13 protein-coding genes are annotated in these 16,627 nt (G+C 73.7%); 5 read left to right on the forward strand and 8 right to left on the reverse strand.

From position 1 onward, the window contains the following. The first annotated feature begins 97 nt into the window (after positions 1–97). Complete coding sequence (locus tag ACFW22_RS07075) at positions 98–2,137, forward strand: helix-turn-helix domain-containing protein (protein WP_386400115.1); 2,040 nt, start codon at positions 98–100, stop codon at positions 2,135–2,137. 186 nt (positions 2,138–2,323) lie between these two features. Here the strand turns inward: ACFW22_RS07075 and ACFW22_RS07080 are convergent, their stop codons facing one another. Continuing rightward, positions 2,324–3,586, reverse strand: a complete 1,263-nt coding sequence (locus tag ACFW22_RS07080; RefSeq protein ID WP_386400117.1) for an IS701 family transposase — start codon at positions 3,584–3,586, stop codon at positions 2,324–2,326. A gap of 443 nt (positions 3,587–4,029) precedes the next feature. Between ACFW22_RS07080 and ACFW22_RS07085 the strand changes: the two genes are divergently transcribed. Further along, positions 4,030–4,446, forward strand: a complete 417-nt coding sequence (locus ACFW22_RS07085; RefSeq protein ID WP_386400120.1) for a fluoride efflux transporter FluC — start codon at positions 4,030–4,032, stop codon at positions 4,444–4,446. Continuing rightward, positions 4,443–4,799, forward strand: coding sequence for a fluoride efflux transporter CrcB (gene crcB, locus ACFW22_RS07090; protein WP_386400122.1), 357 nt, complete (start codon positions 4,443–4,445; stop codon positions 4,797–4,799). The genes ACFW22_RS07085 and crcB overlap by 4 nt, the downstream gene beginning before the upstream one ends. A 15-nt stretch (positions 4,800–4,814) precedes the next feature. Here the strand turns inward: crcB and pucL are convergent, their stop codons facing one another. The 3 genes from pucL to ACFW22_RS07105 all read right to left on the reverse strand — a co-directional run bounded on the left by pucL (position 4,815) and on the right by ACFW22_RS07105 (position 8,780). Continuing rightward, positions 4,815–5,732, reverse strand: coding sequence for a factor-independent urate hydroxylase (gene pucL / locus ACFW22_RS07095; protein ID WP_386400125.1), 918 nt, complete (start codon positions 5,730–5,732; stop codon positions 4,815–4,817). Between the two features lie 225 nt (positions 5,733–5,957). Beyond that, positions 5,958–7,112, reverse strand: a complete 1,155-nt coding sequence (locus tag ACFW22_RS07100) for a winged helix DNA-binding domain-containing protein (RefSeq protein WP_386400128.1) — start codon at positions 7,110–7,112, stop codon at positions 5,958–5,960. Positions 7,113–7,184: 72 nt separating this feature from the next. After that, positions 7,185–8,780, reverse strand: coding sequence for an IucA/IucC family protein (locus tag ACFW22_RS07105; protein WP_386400130.1), 1,596 nt, complete (start codon positions 8,778–8,780; stop codon positions 7,185–7,187). 100 nt (positions 8,781–8,880) lie between these two features. Between ACFW22_RS07105 and ACFW22_RS07110 the strand changes: the two genes are divergently transcribed. Continuing rightward, positions 8,881–10,617: an IucA/IucC family protein gene (locus ACFW22_RS07110; protein ID WP_386400132.1), complete on the forward strand. Its 1,737-nt coding sequence runs from the start codon at positions 8,881–8,883 to the stop codon at positions 10,615–10,617. Positions 10,618–10,753: 136 nt separating this feature from the next. Here ACFW22_RS07110 and ACFW22_RS07115 read toward each other — a convergent pair whose 3' ends face one another. Next, positions 10,754–11,743 carry a PhzF family phenazine biosynthesis protein gene (locus tag ACFW22_RS07115; protein WP_386400135.1) on the reverse strand — a complete coding sequence of 330 codons (990 nt, stop codon included), beginning with the start codon at positions 11,741–11,743 and terminating at the stop codon, positions 10,754–10,756. A gap of 414 nt (positions 11,744–12,157) precedes the next feature. Between ACFW22_RS07115 and ACFW22_RS07120 the strand changes: the two genes are divergently transcribed. Beyond that, positions 12,158–12,901 carry a helix-turn-helix domain-containing protein gene (locus ACFW22_RS07120; protein WP_386400138.1) on the forward strand — a complete coding sequence of 248 codons (744 nt, stop codon included), beginning with the start codon at positions 12,158–12,160 and terminating at the stop codon, positions 12,899–12,901. 60 nt (positions 12,902–12,961) lie between these two features. Here ACFW22_RS07120 and ACFW22_RS07125 read toward each other — a convergent pair whose 3' ends face one another. The 3 genes from ACFW22_RS07125 to ACFW22_RS07135 all read right to left on the reverse strand — a co-directional run bounded on the left by ACFW22_RS07125 (position 12,962) and on the right by ACFW22_RS07135 (position 16,038). Next, entirely contained in the window at positions 12,962–13,498 is a 537-nt protein-coding gene (locus ACFW22_RS07125) for a hypothetical protein (protein WP_386400141.1), read from the reverse strand. A 40-nt stretch (positions 13,499–13,538) separates the two neighbouring features. Then, positions 13,539–14,024: an Imm21 family immunity protein gene (locus ACFW22_RS07130; protein ID WP_386400143.1), complete on the reverse strand. Its 486-nt coding sequence runs from the start codon at positions 14,022–14,024 to the stop codon at positions 13,539–13,541. Between the two features lie 160 nt (positions 14,025–14,184). After that, complete coding sequence (locus ACFW22_RS07135) at positions 14,185–16,038, reverse strand: TerD family protein (RefSeq protein WP_386400147.1); 1,854 nt, start codon at positions 16,036–16,038, stop codon at positions 14,185–14,187. Positions 16,039–16,627: the final 589 nt, after the last annotated feature.

Raw genomic sequence — 16,627 nt, forward strand, 5'->3', positions numbered from 1 at the left:
TCACCGTTGACCCACTCCCGAAGCCGAATTATTTTCGGCAAGCAGTACGGGTTTCCTCCTAGGTGCCCGATTTCGCTCGACTACGGGGGTAGGGGCCATGACCTTGCACGGCGCGGACGGAGCCGGTGGTGCCGACGCGCTGCTCACCATCCTCGAACTCCTCGCCCGGCAGGCGCCGCCCGCCCGCTTCGAGGCCCTCGTCGACGAGGCCCGCCGCAGTGGACTCGGCGACGGCGAACTCCACCGCCTGGAGCGGGCCGTGGAACTGGCCGGCACGATCGATGCCGGACGCGCCCACGACGCCCGCCGCGAGGCCGGCCTCGCCGCCCTCGCCGACACGGCCCGTGACCTCACCCTCTCCTACGACCTCGACGGCCTGCTGCGCGTCATCACCCGCCGCGCCCGGCGACTCCTCGGCCTCGACCTCGCGTACGTCACCCTCCGCGGCCCGCACGGCGCCTGCTACGTCCACACCACCGAAGGCTCCCGCGCCGCGACCGGAACCGGCCGGGGCGACGGCCCCCGCCTCGCCCCCGGGCTCCGGATCGCCGAGGGGTACGGACTCGGCGGTGCGGTCCAGCTGCACGGCGAGCCCGTCTGGACCGCCGACTACCTCGCCGACGAACGCTTCGCCCCCTCCGGCTCCCTGGACGCCGGCGTCCACGCCCCGGCCTTCGACGAATCCGCCGAGTCCGCCCTGCGGACCGAGGGGCTCCATGCGATCGTGGCCGCGCCGCTGCGCAGCGGCGACACCGTCATCGGAGCCCTCCACGGCGGGGACCGGCGCGTCCGCCACCACACCGCCGAGGAGATCGCGCTCCTCGCCGCGCTCGCCGACCTCGCCTCGCTCGCCGTCGAGAAGGCCGGCCTCCTCGACCGCACCCGTGCCGAAGTCTCCGAACTGGAACGGGACAGCGCCCGGGCGCGCTCCCGGCTCACCCGGATGCGGCACGTCAGCGAGGCCCACAGCCGCATCATGAACCTGGTCCTCGCCGGCGGCGACCTGTGCAACGTGGCCAAGGCGGCGGCCGACGCCCTCGACGCGACCGTCCTGATCCGCGACCCCGGCGGACGGTGCCTCGCCACCGCGGGAGACGCCCCCGGCCTCGACGAGGAGGCCGTCGCCAAGGCCTCCCTCGACGCCCACGCACACCGCCGCCCCGTCCTCGCCGACGACGTCACCTGGGTCGCACCGGTCATCGCGGGCTCCGAAGACCTCGGCGTCCTCGTCGTGCACGCCGCCGGCGGACTCACCGGCGAGGACGAACGCCTCCTCGAACTCGCCGCCCAGTCCGTCGCCTTCCTCCTCCTGATGCGCCGCTCCACCGCCGTCGCCGAAGGGCCGGTCCGCGACGAGCTCCTCGACGACCTCATCGCCGACCCCCCGCACGCCCCGCAGCAGATCGCCCAGCGGGCCCGCCGGCTCGGTGTCGACCTGCGCCGACCGCACGTCCTCGTGCTCGCCCGGCCGGAGGGCGGCGAACAGGGCCGGGCGGTGGTGTGGGCGTCCTCCTACGCGTACCGCCTCTCCGGCCTGAAGACCGTGCAGGGCGGCTGCATCGTGCTGTTGCTTCCCGGCATCGACGCCTCGGCCGCCGCCAAGGCGGTCGCCGCCGAACTGTCCCCCCTGCTCGGGCACCCCGTTTCCGTGGCGGGCGCCGGGCCCGCCCAGAGCCCGGACGGCGTCGGGCGGATGCACCAGGAGGCCGGACGCTGCCTGGATGCGATGAGCGCGCTCGGCGGCACCGGTTCGGCCGCTTCGATGCAGGACCTCGGGTTCCTGGGACTGTTGCTCTCCGATGACAACGACGTCGACGGCTTCGTCGACGCGGCGATCGGTCCCGTCCTGGACTACGACGCCGAGCGGTTCACCGACCTCACCCACACCCTGGAGGCGTACTTCGCCTCCGGCGGCAGCCCCACCAACGCCGCCGAGGCGCTCCACGTCCACCCCAACACCGTCTCCCGCCGACTGGAGCGCATCGGCGAACTCCTCGGCCCCGAGTGGCAGAAGCCCGGCCAGGTGTTGGAGGTGCAGCTGGCGCTGCGCCTCCAACGCACCCGCGAGGTCCTGGCCCGGGGCCGCGTCACATCGGATCCGGCACGCCAGCCGGGTCCACCGGAACGCACGGCCTGACCTTCGGAATGCCCCCCGGCATCCCGACCCCAGAACCGTCCCGCGTTCCCCGACGGGCGCATCCCGACGGCCACGGCACCCCGCCCCGTGGTCGAACCACCCGGACGAACGGGGCACCGGGACGCCCGTCCGCCGTGCGGTGCCCCGCATCCGACGCGCCGGCCGCCGCGGGCCGAGGCACGGCCCTCAGCTCGCCGAGCGCCGTGCTGCGTACCCCGTGCCGTACCCCGCTTCCCAGCCGCCCGACATGATCGTCGCCGCGTGGGCCGCCGAGGCCAGCGTGATGTGTCGGTGCCAGCCGCGGAACGAACGGCCCACGAAGTCCCTCAGCCCCGCTTCTTCGCCGACCTCGGCGAAGTCCCGCTCCACCCGACGCCCCAGCTTGGTGATCCGCACCAGCGAGCCGACCGGAGAGTTGGTCAGGTCGCTGATCCACACCCGGGCGGGCGCCCGACGCGGGTCGTCCCACTCGCCGACCAGCACCAGGGGCCGCATCCGCTCCCCGCCCGGCACGGGCAGCGCCACCCGGACGGCCGTCGCGAGCGAGGTCCGCGAGGTCTGCACCCCGGCCACCGTGTCCACCCAGCTCACCGGCCTGCGCAGCCCCTTGAGCGACTCCAGTATCTGTACCGCCGACATCGGGCCCGCACCGAAACCGGGCAGTGCGCGATCGGCGATCGCGAGCCGCGCCCCCGCACCGATCCGGGCCACCACCGGCACCCCGGCCCCGGCGAGCCGCGTCAGGGCCGCCCGCCCCGCACCGCCCCGGATGTCGAGCAGCACCGGCTTGCGGGTGACCTCGGGCCAGCGGGCCGTGTCGAGGGCCGCCGCCACCGCGCACTCCTCCAGGGTCTCCTCGCCGGCCTCCTGGGGGACCTCCGCGCGGTCGCGCCGGGTGCGGTCGTTCACCCAGGGGTCCGGAAGGAAGAGCCGCCAGTTCACCGGCACGCTCAGCTCGTCGCTCGCGAACCACACCCCGAACGCCTGTTGCCCGTGGAAGATCTGGCCGCGCTCCGGGTCGAAGCGCCGGTCCACCCCCACGGAGTGTTCGCCGGCCTTCGGGATCGGCATCGGCCGGACCACCCAGGCCTGCGGGCAGCCGTTCCGCTCCAGGTGCTGGGCGAGCGCGGCCCGCATCGGCTGCCAGTCCCAGGTGGAGCTGGAGACGAAGTGGTGCAGGCTCTGCTCGGCCGCCGGCCCGCCGATCTGCGCGGCGATGTTGCGGATCGACTTGCGGCCCTGCGCGGTCAGCAGGCCGTGCAGGTACTGCTCGGCCTTCAGTCGCTGGTCGCGGCGGGAGAAGCCGGAGAACAGCGCGGCACACAGCTCGGCGTAGACGGCCTCGCGCGAAGTCCCCGCGCCGCCGGACGGCCTGGCGGCGCCCAGCGCCCCGGCCTGTGGAACCGACCTGGTGACGGCCCTGCGCTTGGTTGCGACGGATGTACTCACGACACTCCTGCCCGAAGGTTGCGCAGCTCCCTCCCGCTGCTCCGCCAGCCTCGCGCAGCGCCCTCCACAGGGGCGAGGTGTACCCGGCACCCGAATCGGCCGCCAGATGGTGGCCGGACCACCTACTCGCCGGTTTTTGCAGGTCAGAGCCATCGTCGAAGGCCTGCCTCCAGTCATGGTCGCGGTGTCGGTGAACTCTCCGGACCAGAGGCGCACCAGCCCTCGGGCTGCTCCCGTCCGGACCCCGGCGATACCCCGAGGGGGGATCTGACAGACTCTCCGCCCCCGCTTTGACCCGTCGCACGGCGTGGCCGGACCATCGCAGAGCGAGGCTGCACGGGCCGGACCCGGTTAAATGCCCCAGGCCGGGACGCCCGCCCGTGCGCCTCGCTTCCGCACGGGCCCGCGCGGAGCCCACCCACCCGTCTCGTAGTCTTGGCCGCATGGCGCTGCGCAAGGATCTGCCGGTCGTCGGCGCGGTCGCCGCCGGCGGCGCCCTCGGCGCGGTCGCACGCCACGGCGCCACCCTCGTCTGGCCGACCCCGGACGGGGCCTTCCCCTGGACGGTCCTCGTCGTCAACGCGGCCGGCTGCGCACTGCTCGGCGCCCTGATGGTGCTGCTCACCGAAACCATCACCGCGCCGCACCCGTTGCTCCGGCCCTTCCTCGGCACCGGCGTCTGCGGCGGGTTCACCACCTTCTCGACGGCCGGCCTCGACGCCCAACGGCTGCTGGCCGCGGGCGACCCGGCCCGGGGCCTGCTCTACCTGGGAGGGACCCTGCTCACCGCCCTCGCCGCCGTCTGGGCGGGCATCAGCCTCACCCGGGCCGTCGCCCGGGGCCGGGTGGTGCGCGCGTGACCTGGCTGCTCGTCCTCGTCGGGGGCGCCGTCGGCGCCCCCCTGCGCTACCTCACCGACCGCGCCGTCCGGGCGCGCCACGACTCGGTCTTCCCCTGGGGCACCTTCGCCGTCAACGTCCTGGGCTCGTTCGCCCTCGGACTCCTCACCGGGGTCGCCTCGGCCCGCCTGCACCTGCTGCTCGGCACCGGCCTGTGCGGAGCCCTGACCACGTACTCCACCTTCTCCTACGAGACCTTCCGGCTCTACGAGGACGGGGCGAAGGGCTATGCGGCGCTGAACGCGGCCGGGAGCCTGGCCGCCGGCCTCGGAGCCGTGTGGCTCGGAGTCGAAGCGGCGGCCCGGCTCGGCTGAGGCGGTGCGGACGGCTCAGGCGGTGATCCAGTCGCTGGTCGCGATCACCGGCTGCACTCCGTCACGGTGGACGGTGCCTTCGATCAGGCCGTACATCCGGTCCGCCGCGAAGTACACCTCGTTGTCGTTCTTCATCCCGAACGGCTCCAGGTCCACCAGGAAGTGGTGCTTGTTCGGCAGGTTGAGCCGGACCTCGTTGACCGTGGAGACGTGGTCCAGGATCCGGTCCGCCATGGCGTGCAGGGTCTGCTGCAGCGAGTAGCTGTACGTCTCCGCGAACGCCTCCAGCATGTGGCGCCGCACCTTCGCGTACGAGGCGTCCCAGTCGTGGCCCGCGTCCGCCGCCGCAGCGGCCGAGTTCGCCCAGCGGGCGGTCACCTTGGTGGCCAGGATCCGGTCGTACGCCTCCTGGAGCGTGGTGTACCGGTCCTTGAGGAAGCCGTGGAACTCGGAGTTCGTCGAGTTCATCACCGTCAGCTCCTTGAGGCCCGAGAGGACCTGCAGGCCGCTGCTCTCCGAGTAGGTGATCTGTGCCGTGCGGACCTCCTGGCCCTTGCGCACGAAGGAGTGCTGTTCCTTGCGCGTCGGCACCGAGATCCGTTCCCAGGCGTACTCCTCGATCCGGACCTGTGCCTCGCGGATCACCGTCTGCCCGTTCACGAAGTGCTTCGCCAGCAGGATCCCGAAGGCCTCGGGGGAGGTGACGCCGTGCTCCTTGGCGAAGGCGTAGACCGTGTTCTTGGTGGTGTCGGTCGGCAGGCAGTTGGCGTTGTCACCGGTCAGATGGACGTCGCGGTACTCACCGCGCAGCGCCACCGACACGTTCAGATCGCGGATCTCGTGCCAGGAACCGTCGTTGCCCTGACGGTTGATCTTGACGATGCGGTTCTCGGCCTTGCCGTACTGGTTCTGCGCCAGGACGTGCTTGCTCATGTGCTGCTCAGCTCCTGCGGGTACGTGGATACGGATATCCCGTACGCCCGGCGTCCAGCGCGCCCCCGTCGTCCCGGAGGTGCGCTCCCCGCCGTCCGGCCCGTGAACGGCGGACCGCCCCGGGACTGACGAGCATCCCGGTCCGTAGGTGTCGGCTCGAAGATAGGTCCGTTTCCCGCGGCTGGCAATGGGCGGCCGGCCACCGCGACGCCGCGCGGGGCGGTGTCACCGGGTCGGCAGCACCCGGGACTCGACCGCCGGGAGGCCCTTGTCCCACCAGTGTCCGAAGCGCCGGTAGACGTGTGGATCCCGGGCCGCGAGCAACCGCCCCAGCGACTCGGCCTCGGCCGCGAGGGCCTCCCAGACCCCGGCCGGGAGCGGATGGAAGGCCGAGGCCTCGATCCCGCCGTCGACCGGACGCCAGACCCCGGCGACGTACCCGTCCACGAGCAGCGTCGGCAAGGCGTCCCCGTTCATCCGGATGACCTGCTTGCGGTACGCGGCCGGAAGGATCCGGCCGCGGTCCGCGTACGCCAGCAGCGTGCTGTCCCACATCGCCATCAGCCGGGGCGGCGCCGCCACCTCCTCGTCGGGCCGCACCGCCCCGCGCACGTCGTACAGCACCGTCCCGTCGGCCCCCTCGAACCGCTCCAGCTCCCCTCCCCGTTCCAGCGTCTGCACCGCCCCGCGCACCAAACGGCGCGGCACCGTCGTGAACTGCGCCATGTCCGGCACGGATGCGGGCCCGAAGCCCTCCACATAGCGTCGGAGCAGCGCGGTCAGGCCCGCCGCGGACGCCTCCGGATCGCTGAGCACCGGCAGTTCGTCCGCCGCCACGAAGGCCTGCGCCGCACCGAACGACCACGGCGGCCCCGTCGGCGCGTGCCACAGCGGCGCGTACTGCCGCACCATCCGCCAGGCCACGGACTCCACCGGCCCGCCCCGCCCCGCTTCGAGGCGCTCCCGCAGCTCGGCCCCGGTACGTGCGCTCCCCGCGTACGCGAGGAGGTCGGGTAGCAGCGCATCGGCGTCGGCAGCCGTGAAACCGGCCGCCGTGAACCGCGGATCGTGCAACCGCGACCCCCGCAACGTCGGTTCCATGCCCTCCCGGAACGCCCGGTAGTCCTCGGCGTGCACGAGGTGCAGGGTGATCCGCATCAGCGTCGACCTGACCACCCGGAACCCCTCCACGGCACCGTCCAGGTGCTCCGGGGCGAAGTCCGCGACCCGGTTCCACAGCGCCACGTAGGGCGAGCCGGGGTGCTGTGCCTGCAGCCCCACCACCCGTCGCACCGCTTCCTCGACGCCGATCGGGGCCCGCTCCAACAGCAACTGCCGTGCCAGGGTCGACCGGTTGAGGGCCCGCGCGGTGATCACCATGGGGCGATTCTGCCGCTTCGGGACCCGGCGTGCACACCACGGCACCGGGGCGGGGCGGAAGGCCGCACGGACTCACACCGGAGGGCGCCCCCGCCCCCTCCTCCGCAGCGGATTGGGCACGGGCGCGTAGCGGGCCTCGGCCCCGTCCGCGTCGAGCCAGCGCAACAGCAGGTTCGTCTTGGCCGGCACGTGCGGTGAGCCGAGGAGCGCGTCGACCTCCGCGGAACAGCCGTGCTCCGCCGCGTGCCCGGCGAACACCGCCCGGGCCAGGGGCCACAGTTCACCGGCGAGCTCCGGGTGGCGGTCGGTGATCGCACCGGCGATCTCGGAGAGGTTGTTCGTCACCAGGCAGTACGCCAGCCGCTGCCAGCCGTGCACCGCGCCCAGCGCCGGAGCGGGCGCCCGCGGCCCGTGCCGGTCCAGCAGGCCGAGGTGCCGCTCGGCGACCAGCCGCACCCCCTCGTGATCCCGGAAGAGCGCCTGTACGGGGAGGCCGGTGCCGTCCACCCCGACCAGGACGTTCTGCAGGTGGCACTCCAAAACCAGCCCGTGCCGCTGCCAGGCGTGCAACACCGGCGGCACCACCTGATCGAGGTAGCACCGCCACCAGACGAGGGCCCGCTCCGGGGTCAGCCCGTCGAGCGGATTGCCCGGAAAGCCCTCGCCGATGCCGGCCGCGAGGAGGGGCGTCACGCCGGCGCCGAGACGGGGCCGCAGCCCTTCGCGCGCGATCACCGCGAAGCCCTCGTAGGCGTGTTGGCCGCCGAGGTCGGCGGTGCGGTAGCCCCGGTCGGCGAGGAAGGCCGCCGACGGCAGGGAATCGAAGACCGGAGCGAGGAGGTCACCGATGGTCCGCAGCCACAGCAGGTCGCGCAGCTCCAGCCGACGGTTGCCGTTGGTGATCCGCACGTCCAGGCTCATCTTGCAGAAGAAGTCGGCCTCCGGCAGGTACACCGTCCGCACCGAGGAGGTCGGTACGGCGCGCCCCGGGCGCGGGGCACTGGCACCGAGCCGCACCAGCCGTCCGTCGCGGAAGGCCGGCAGCTCGCCGAGCAGGTCCAGTTCCCACGGGTGGATCGGCAGCGGTAGGTAGCCGTCGGGCACGTCGCCCGCGGTGAGCGGAGCGAGGAGGGACAGGTCGCCCTCCTCCGCGAGGACGTCGGCACGAACGCCGAGCAGCTGCAGGGGGAAGTGGGCGTACGCCTCCGGAGCGTACGGGAGCCAGCTCTCGGGGCCCCCCGTCCCGCGCGCCTTCGGCGCCGGGTGGTACCGGTGTCCCGCGAGCAGTGCCTGTTCGGACCGCAGATAGGGATCGTCCGGCGGACACGCGGACGTGCGCGCGTCCTGGAGCGCCGCGATCACGTCCCTGCTGTCGGTCATCTCGGTGACCATGGTCCGGTTGGTGACGCCGGTGCGCCGGCCGAGCTCGTCGGAGGCCAGCGCCACGAGGGCCTCGAAGGTCAGCGGGAGCCACCCGCCGTCGGTGCGCACACAGGGCTCGGTGGGGCGTCGACCGGCCCGGACCCGCAGCAGACGGCCGGTCTCCGGAAGCCGGTGGACGACGTGGTCCGCATCCGGACACGGAGCGGGCTCGGCCACTTCCCGGACCAGACAGTTCAGGAGGGCGGTGGCCGACAGGGCATCCGCCCGGCCCTTGGCTTCCGTCACGACAGCGCCCCCTCGCGGTACGTCCGTGCCGCCGTGCGCAGTTCGCGCCGTCGGTGGGCGGCTCCCGATGGGGACATCCTGCGCAGGGTAGTGAGGCTTCATGCACCGCGATCCGGATTGCGCCAAGAGCGCCCGTCAGATGTTGCGCGCCCCTGAGGCGGCCTTCGCCACCGACCTGGCCGCCGTGGCCCCCCATCTCCTCGCCGGCTACCACCAGGAGCTGCCACCGGCCCGGGCTGCGGTCCTCGGCCGGCTCTGGCGCGCACTGCTCCACGAGCCGCTGCCGGGGGTGGCGGCGCGCCGCGGGGACACCGGCCGGGTGGAGCTCGCCGACGGCCGGGTCCTCACCGGGCCGCCCCGACTCCCCCACGACCTGCCGCTCCCCGGAGAGGACACGACCGTACGGCTCGACGGCCACGCCCACGACCATCCGGCCGCCCTCCTGGCCGCGCTCGGACTGCCGGGCGCCGACGCCCTCGTCGCCGAGCTCGACCACGGCGTCCCCTCCCTCGCCCTGTCCCGGGCGGGGGCGATCCGGGCCGCTCCCGCCCGGAAGGACGGCGGCCGGCCGCCGGCACAGATCGAGCAGGACGTCGTCGACGGGCACCCGTACCACCCGTGCTGCCGCAGCCGCCCCGGCCTCTCGGTGGCCGAGCAGCTCGCGTACGCACCCGAGCACCGCCCCGTCGTGGGGCTCGACCTGGTCGCGGTCCCGACCCGACGGTGCCGTGTCGTGGGTGCCTGGCCGGACGGGCTGCGGGACGGCGACCGGCTGCTGCTGCCCGTGCACCCCTGGCAGAGCGAACACGTGCTGCCGGGGCTCGGACACCGGCCGGCCGTCGTCGGCGCGATACCGGCCCACCCCCTGATGAGCCTGCGGACCCTCGCCCCGCTCGACGGCGGACCGCACCTCAAGACGGCGCTGACCACCCGGATGACCAGTGCGATCCGCGACATCTCGGCGAGCGGCGTCGAGAACAGCGCACCGCTCTCGCACCTCCTCGCCCGGGTCGTGGCCGATCTCGCGGAACCTGGCGGTCCCCACGGCCGGAACGGCTCGGGAAGCCCCCTGCGGATCACCCGCAACCTCGCTGCCGCCTCCGCCGTGGTGAACGGCGAGCCCAGTGCCGACCTCGCCGTCCTGCTCCGCGAGTCACCGTCCGCCGCCGCACGCCTCCGACCGGGGGAGACCGTGGTGCCGGTGGCGGCCCTCGCCGCACGCCCCGCCGGGGACGGGCCGCCCCTGATCCGTGCCCTCCTGGCGTCGTCCGGGGCCCCGGACGCGACCGCCGACTGGCTGACCGCCTTCTGCGACCTCGCGATCCCCCCGCTGGTACGGCTGTTGAGCCGTGGGGTCGCACCCGCGGCCCACGGGCAGAACCTGCTCGTCGTGCTGGACCCGGGTGCCCGACCCCGACGGCTCGTCTACCGCGACCTCGCCGACGTCCGGTTGAGCCCGCGCCGCCTCGCCCGGTACGGCTTCGACGCCTCACCCGTCGGGGGCCGGGTCGCCAACGACGATCCGGGCGTCCTGCGCACCATGCTGTTCGGCCACCTCTTCGGCACTGCCCTCGGTGCCCTGGTCTCCGCCCTCGCCGACCGGGACCGGGCCGCCGAGTCCCGGCTCTGGTCCCTCGTCGCCACCGCCGCCCGCCGCGCCTACGACGACCTCCCCGCCACCCCGGAGAACCGGGCCGACCGCGCGGCCCTCTTCGCCCCGGAACTGAAGGTGAAGGCCCTCACCCTGATGCGCCTGCGGGGCGTGGACCAGGACGCCTGGATCCCCCTGCCCAATCCCCTCGCGGACGGCGCACCCCGCGGCGAGCACCCCCGCTAGCACCGCTTCGGGCCGGGGCGCGTCCCGCACCGCTTCGGACCGGGGGCGTCCCGCGCCGGTGCGGACGGGGTGCACGGCGCCGACCCCGCTGGGTTTCCGGAGCGAACGCCGGGCGGAGGGGAACGGACGGAAGGGCCTACGGCAGCGGCCGGGCAGGAGCGACCAGGACGGCGCCGCCCAGTTCCACCAGCACGCCGGCGCCCCCGGCGCGCGTGGCGGCGGTGATGGTGGAGGGCTGGCCCAGGCCGTCCCCCATGTCGACGGAGATCCGGTCGGTGCCCCGGCCCGCCAGGTGGGCGGCGAGACAGGACGTGCTGTTGGCGTTGGCGACGTCCTCGGGCACGCCGATCGACGGGGCGAACATCCGGGCGGCCACCCTGCCGGAGGGCGTCGGAACGGAGTACGCGTAGCAGCCCAGGAGGCCGAGGCGATCGCATGCGGTGCGCAGGCGCTCCATGTCGGGTTCGAGGGCGGCGAGTTCACCCGGAGTGGCCACGGGCACCAGGAGTCGGGGTCGTCCGACGGACGCGATTCGCATCCCGGCCGGCATCCCGGCCGGCGTTCCGGCCCGCGTATCGGTGGGGAGGAAGCCCCCGGCGGCCCCGGCGGCCCCGGCGGCCCCGGCGGAGTGCGGGACGGTGGTGCGCCTGCGGAGGGCGTTCCCCTGCCCGCCCGGCACGGATGCGGGCCCGTCCGGGGCGATTCCCAGGGCGGGGAGGAGGAGCGCCGACTCGTCCCCCGTCGGCTCGCGCAACTCCACGGTCCCCGCCTCGAAACCGACCCGGATGCACGCCCCTTGGCGCACGGCCCAGCCGGTGAACGCGCGCTCCGCCGTCCGGAGGGAGAAGCGGTGTGCCTCACCGCCGGCCCGCGCGGCGAGGTATCCCAGTGCGGCGATCGTTCCGTGTCCGCAGGAGGGCAACTCCCCTTCGGAGGTGAAGAACCGGAGCGAGGGGACGCCGGAGCGGTCGCCGCTTCCGCCGCGGGGCGAGACGAAGACGGCGTGCGAGGTGCCCAGGGCCCGGGGGATCCGCCGACGTGCGTCCTCGTCGAACGGCCCGTCGTCGAGGACGGCCGTCGGACTGCCGCCCCTGCCGTCCCGCACGCACGCGTGCACGACCGTCACGGTTCTTCCTTCGTCGAAGGCCACACCCCGTCCGTACCCCGTCGGCCCCCAGCGTCAACCAGGGGCGCGTGCCTGCTCCGGACCCCGCGGACGGCCCGGGCCTGCTCCGGACCCCGCGGACGGCCCGGGCCGGGTGCGGCCCCGCGGACGGCCCCGGCCGTGCGGTCGAGGTCTCGGAGCGCCGGGGAGCCGCCCGCAGCCCGACCGCACATTGCTTTTCGCTCTTTGGAAAGCATGTGTTGCACTCGTACTCCTGGTGGGAGCGTCTTGCGCCTCGAAGCCTCAGGCCTTGGAGTAACGAGGCAATTCCTCAGGGAGCTCCCTTTCCGTGAAGGAGCGGAAAGGATCACTCGTTGCAATGAGGTGAGAGGGGTGGCTAGGCTGGGGGCGTCACGGACCGTGAAGGAGGTCACGATGCCGGGAGGCAGGCTCACCCAGCCCGAACGTCAGCAGATCGCGCTGGGCCTGGCCGACGGCCTCGCGTACGCGGAGATCGCCCGACGCCTCGACCGCCCCACCTCGACCGTCACGCGCGAGGTCATGCGCAACGGCGGCCCCACCGCCTACCGCGCCGATCTCGCCCACCGGGCCACCGAACACCGGGCGCAACGGCGCCGACGGCCCGGTTCCCGGGGCACGGAGGAAGCGCCTCAGCCGCACGGACGCGATGCCGAGGCCGTGCGTGCGTACGAAGAACTGTTCACCAGCGTCGTCATGGCTTCGGGCATGCCCAGGATGACGGCCCGGGTGATGGCCTGCCTCACCCTCACCGACAGCGGCAGCCTCACCGCGTCCGAACTCGCCCAGCGGCTCCAGGTCAGTCCCGCCTCGGTCTCCAAGTCGATCGCCTTCCTCGACAGCCAGGGCCTCGTCCGTCGGGAGCGCGACGACCGCCGCCGCGAGCGCTACGTCGTCGACGACGACGTCTGGTACCAGGCGATGATGGCCAGCGTCCGCTCCACCGACCAGATCGTCGAGACCGCCCGCCAGGGCGTCCACGTCCTCGGCCCCCACACCCCGGCCGCCGTCCGCCTCGAAAACATCGCACGCTTCCTCGACTTCGTCTCCGAAAGCATCGTCCGGGCGGCGGAGCAGGCCCGGGAGGTCCTCCACGCGAAGTCCGTCCCACCCGTCCCACCGGCCGCCGACCACCCGTAGGAGTGCTCCACCGGCACCGCGCCCCCCGGCGGAGGGCGTGCTCCGTGCCGGCGAGGGGCGTCACTCGACCGAGGCGTCGTACGGTTCGGCGTCCTCGGGGATCCGGGGAAAGGCGATCCATGGGTACGCGGTCGACCGGCCCCGCAGGTCGAAGGCGAGGACGGCGTCGACGAACTCCCGAGGCGGAAGGTAGTCGTGGTCCACCACGTAGTGCCCGATCGGGGAAGGCGCCGCATAGGCGGTCCCCGGCGTCCCGGGCACCCGGATCCCACCCGTACCGGCGCTCGCGCACCGGTGCCCCGGCCGGGGTTCGTACCAGGGGCGGGCGTCGTCGAGCGGTTCGGGGCACAGGTCGCACTCGTGCAGGCCCAGGGCCTGGTTCACGGCCTGCTCCTCCGGCACCACCAGAAGCTTGGACCTGAACTCCGCGGGTGCCGGCCCCGCGGTCCAGGGCCGCCCGGCCTCCCACCAGCCGATGGCGAGCCGCCGGTAGGCGTTCCGCACGGTGACGAACCGCACGCCGGTGCTGACCTCGGTGAACACGTCCCCGTCCTCGGTGACGGGGCAGGCGTAGGGACTGAGGTCGGCGTAGTGCACGGCCGCATCCCATCACGGGGCGACCCGACGGGTCCCACGATCATTCGGGCAGCAGTCGGTCCAGCACGAACCGCGTGTCCGGGGCGGGCTCGACGGTCAGCGACTGGACGCGGTAGCGCCCCGGCGCCAGTTCGACGCGCAGCGCCGCCACCGGCTGCCGTGCGCCCCGCAAGGAGCCCAGGATCTCATCGGCGTCGTACCCGGCGTCGGTCAGGACGTACCGGCCGCCGAGCGCGACGGACAGGACGTCCTCCCAGGCGTCGGAATCCACGGCCCCGTGGACCGCGGGCAACAGGCCCGCGTCGCCGTCGGCCTCGTACCAGCGTGCGAACGCGAGGGGTTCGGCGAGCCAGGTGACGGGCAGCGGCTCGCCGCCCAGCGTCAGGACGTCGTGACCGGCGAGCCGGAAGGCCGAGACGCACTCGTGGATCACGTCCTCCGCCTCGTTCCCCTCCCATCCGGGAAGGAGCTCTTCCGGGATGGGCGCGTAACGGGCGAAGTCGGTGCCGTCGATCCAGGTGGTCATGTGGGTGATCATCACCCCCGTGCCGGAAGGGCGTCGGGCGTGACGGCGGACCGGAAGGAGGCGGCCGCACGGAGGGGCCCGCACCGGCAGCACGGCAAGAACCGTTCCTCCCGGATCCGGCCCACCGGGCCGCCCCTCGCCGTCCGGTGGGCGACGGGAGTCACTCCACGTCGACGCCGTATCCACGGACGAGGGTCTCCAGGCCGTGGTCGTAGCCCTGACCGACGGCACGGAAGCGCCACTGCGGGCCCCGACGGTAGATCTCGGCGAGGAGCAGGGTGCGTTCACTGGTGGCGGCGTCCAGGGCGGCCTGGGCCGTGACCGGAGCGTCGACGCCCGGCGCGAGGGTGATCTGGATCGCCCCGATCTCCCCGAAGGCTGCGGCACCGTCGATGGCGGCGGCAATGGCGATCCTGTGTGCGGAGGGAGGGAGCGCCGCGAGGTTGATGCTGACGGTTTGTTCGGTCGGACCGTCACAGAGGAGACGGGTGGCTCCGTCGGGGCTTTCCGGCGCGCCGTAGAAGACGAAGTCCCCGTCGCAGGAGACCTGTTCGTCCTCGTCGAGGACGAGGGCGACGACGTCGACCTCGCAGTCCGTCCGCTGTGCCCAGGAGGCGCTCACGTGCCACCGGTCGGCGGTGAGGAGCGGGGGAAGGTCGATGACCCCGCCGCGCGGCAGGACATGGCCCCTCGCATCGCTCCGGGCGTGGATGCCGGGCGGCTCGGGGGCGAGCGCTGCTCCAAGCCAGGCGTGGGCGTGGACCGGGAGCTCCAACGCGGTGACGCGGGCCATGCGGCGGTCGAGTTCGCCCCCGGGAAAGAGGACGACGTCGGTGACGCTCGCCGAGAGGTTGATCGCGGCGGCCCCGCCCAGCTCGACGACCCTGGCCCGGGCGGCGGACGCCTCCTCGTGGGTGCCGCCCAGGACCAGGACCCGTCGGCGGCCGAACGGCTTGGGGCGGGGCGTGCCCCCGGGGCGCCCGGGGGCGGAGAGGTCTGCGGTCGCAGCGGCGGGGGGCGTCGTCGGCGTCGACGGTGTGGCCGGGGGCGTGGCCGGGGGCGTGGTTCCTGTGGGGCCCTGCGGTGTTCGATCCTGGTGAGGGGTCCCGGGGCGCACTTCTCCCAGCAGCTTCAGGAAGGTGTGCTCGTCGACGACCGTGACGCCTTCGGCCATCGCACGCCGTGCCTTCGCCGAGCCCGAGGCCGGGTCATTGGTGACGAGGACGCTGGTGTGCCGACTGACCGACGACATGACGTTCAGGCCGGCGTCGACGCACCGGGCCACCAGCTCGGCCCGGGAGGTCGCGGTCTCGCCCGTGATGGCGATCTTCATGCCCTGGACGAGCGGACCGTCGGGTGTCAGGCGGCCGGGGTTCCGGTAGGCGCACGGGGTCTTCGGCGGATTCGGCGCGAACTGCGGATCCTGCCGGGGAGGGCAGGCCACCAGCGGCAGCGGGACGTCCAGCCGCGCGGCTTCGGAGAGCGAGGAACGGAAGATTCCCGCAAGGACTCGCGTGTCGTCCAGCGCGTCGTGGGCGTTCGTCTGCGGCACGCCGTAGTGAGCGGCCAGCGACGCCAGGCTGAGGTCGACGGAGGGCGGATCCACGCGCCGGTTCAGCGCCAGGGTGCACAGCCGCTGGGCGACCGGGAGGTGGAGCCGTGCGCGGGCGAACTCATGGGCCAGGAAGTCGTAGTCGAACTGCGCGTTGTGAGCCACCATGACGCGGTCCTGCAGGAGTGCTCCGATCCGTCCGGCCACCTGCTCGAAGGTCGGGGCACCGTCCAGCCGTTCCGCGGTCAGGCCGTGGACGTGCACGGGGCCGGGGTCGCAGCCCGGGTTCAGCAGGGTGGAGTACTCGTCGATCCGGGTTCCGTCCGGCCCGAAGGTCAGCACTGCGATCGAGAGGATCCGGTCACGCCGTGCGATCAGGCCGGACGTCTCGACGTCGACCAGGGCCCAGTCGTACGCGTAGTCGGGCAGGTGTGACACGTCGAGCGCGGCGGCGGGAGACATGACGGCAAGCATGATCCCGGTGTGCTGACGGCTTCAACCAGAACGGCGATTTGTCCGCTCTCGTCCTGCTGGGGATCGCCTCGAAACCACGGGCCGCTTCCCTGGCCGAACGGCCGCCGAAAGCCGCTTCCGACCCGTTCCAGCCGACGGACCGGGCCGTACCCGAGCCCTTCCCCGGCTCCCGCACCGGCGCATTCGTCGTCGATCGCTGCACGCCGCCGCCACGGACACGTTGCGGCACGGCCGCCTTCGGACCGCGCCCCCGCCGGGGCAGTCGCGTACGGAGAGCTCCGCCACGGCGACGTCCCGCACCCGTTCGAGGCCGGGGAGGTACGGCGGGGTGTCCGGCAGGGGAGTGCAGAACGTGCCCCGGGCGGTCAGGAGGTCGTCGTCAAGGCTGCCGAGGGACAGCGACACGCCCGCCCGCACCTCGTCGTGGCCGAAGTGATCGCGCGTTGCCCGGTCCGCGGCTGCCTTCGAGCGTCGGCCCTGCCCGTGCCGCGGCCTCTTCGGCGAGGGGTGCTCGGGCCGGGGCTTCTTGGCGCGACGCCCCTCGCGCCTTGCCGACGGAGCTGCGCCGTGAAGGCCG

Origin of the sequence: Streptomyces sp. NPDC058872, assembly GCF_042743065.1 — a bacterium.
Lineage (GTDB): Bacteria > Actinomycetota > Actinomycetes > Streptomycetales > Streptomycetaceae > Streptomyces.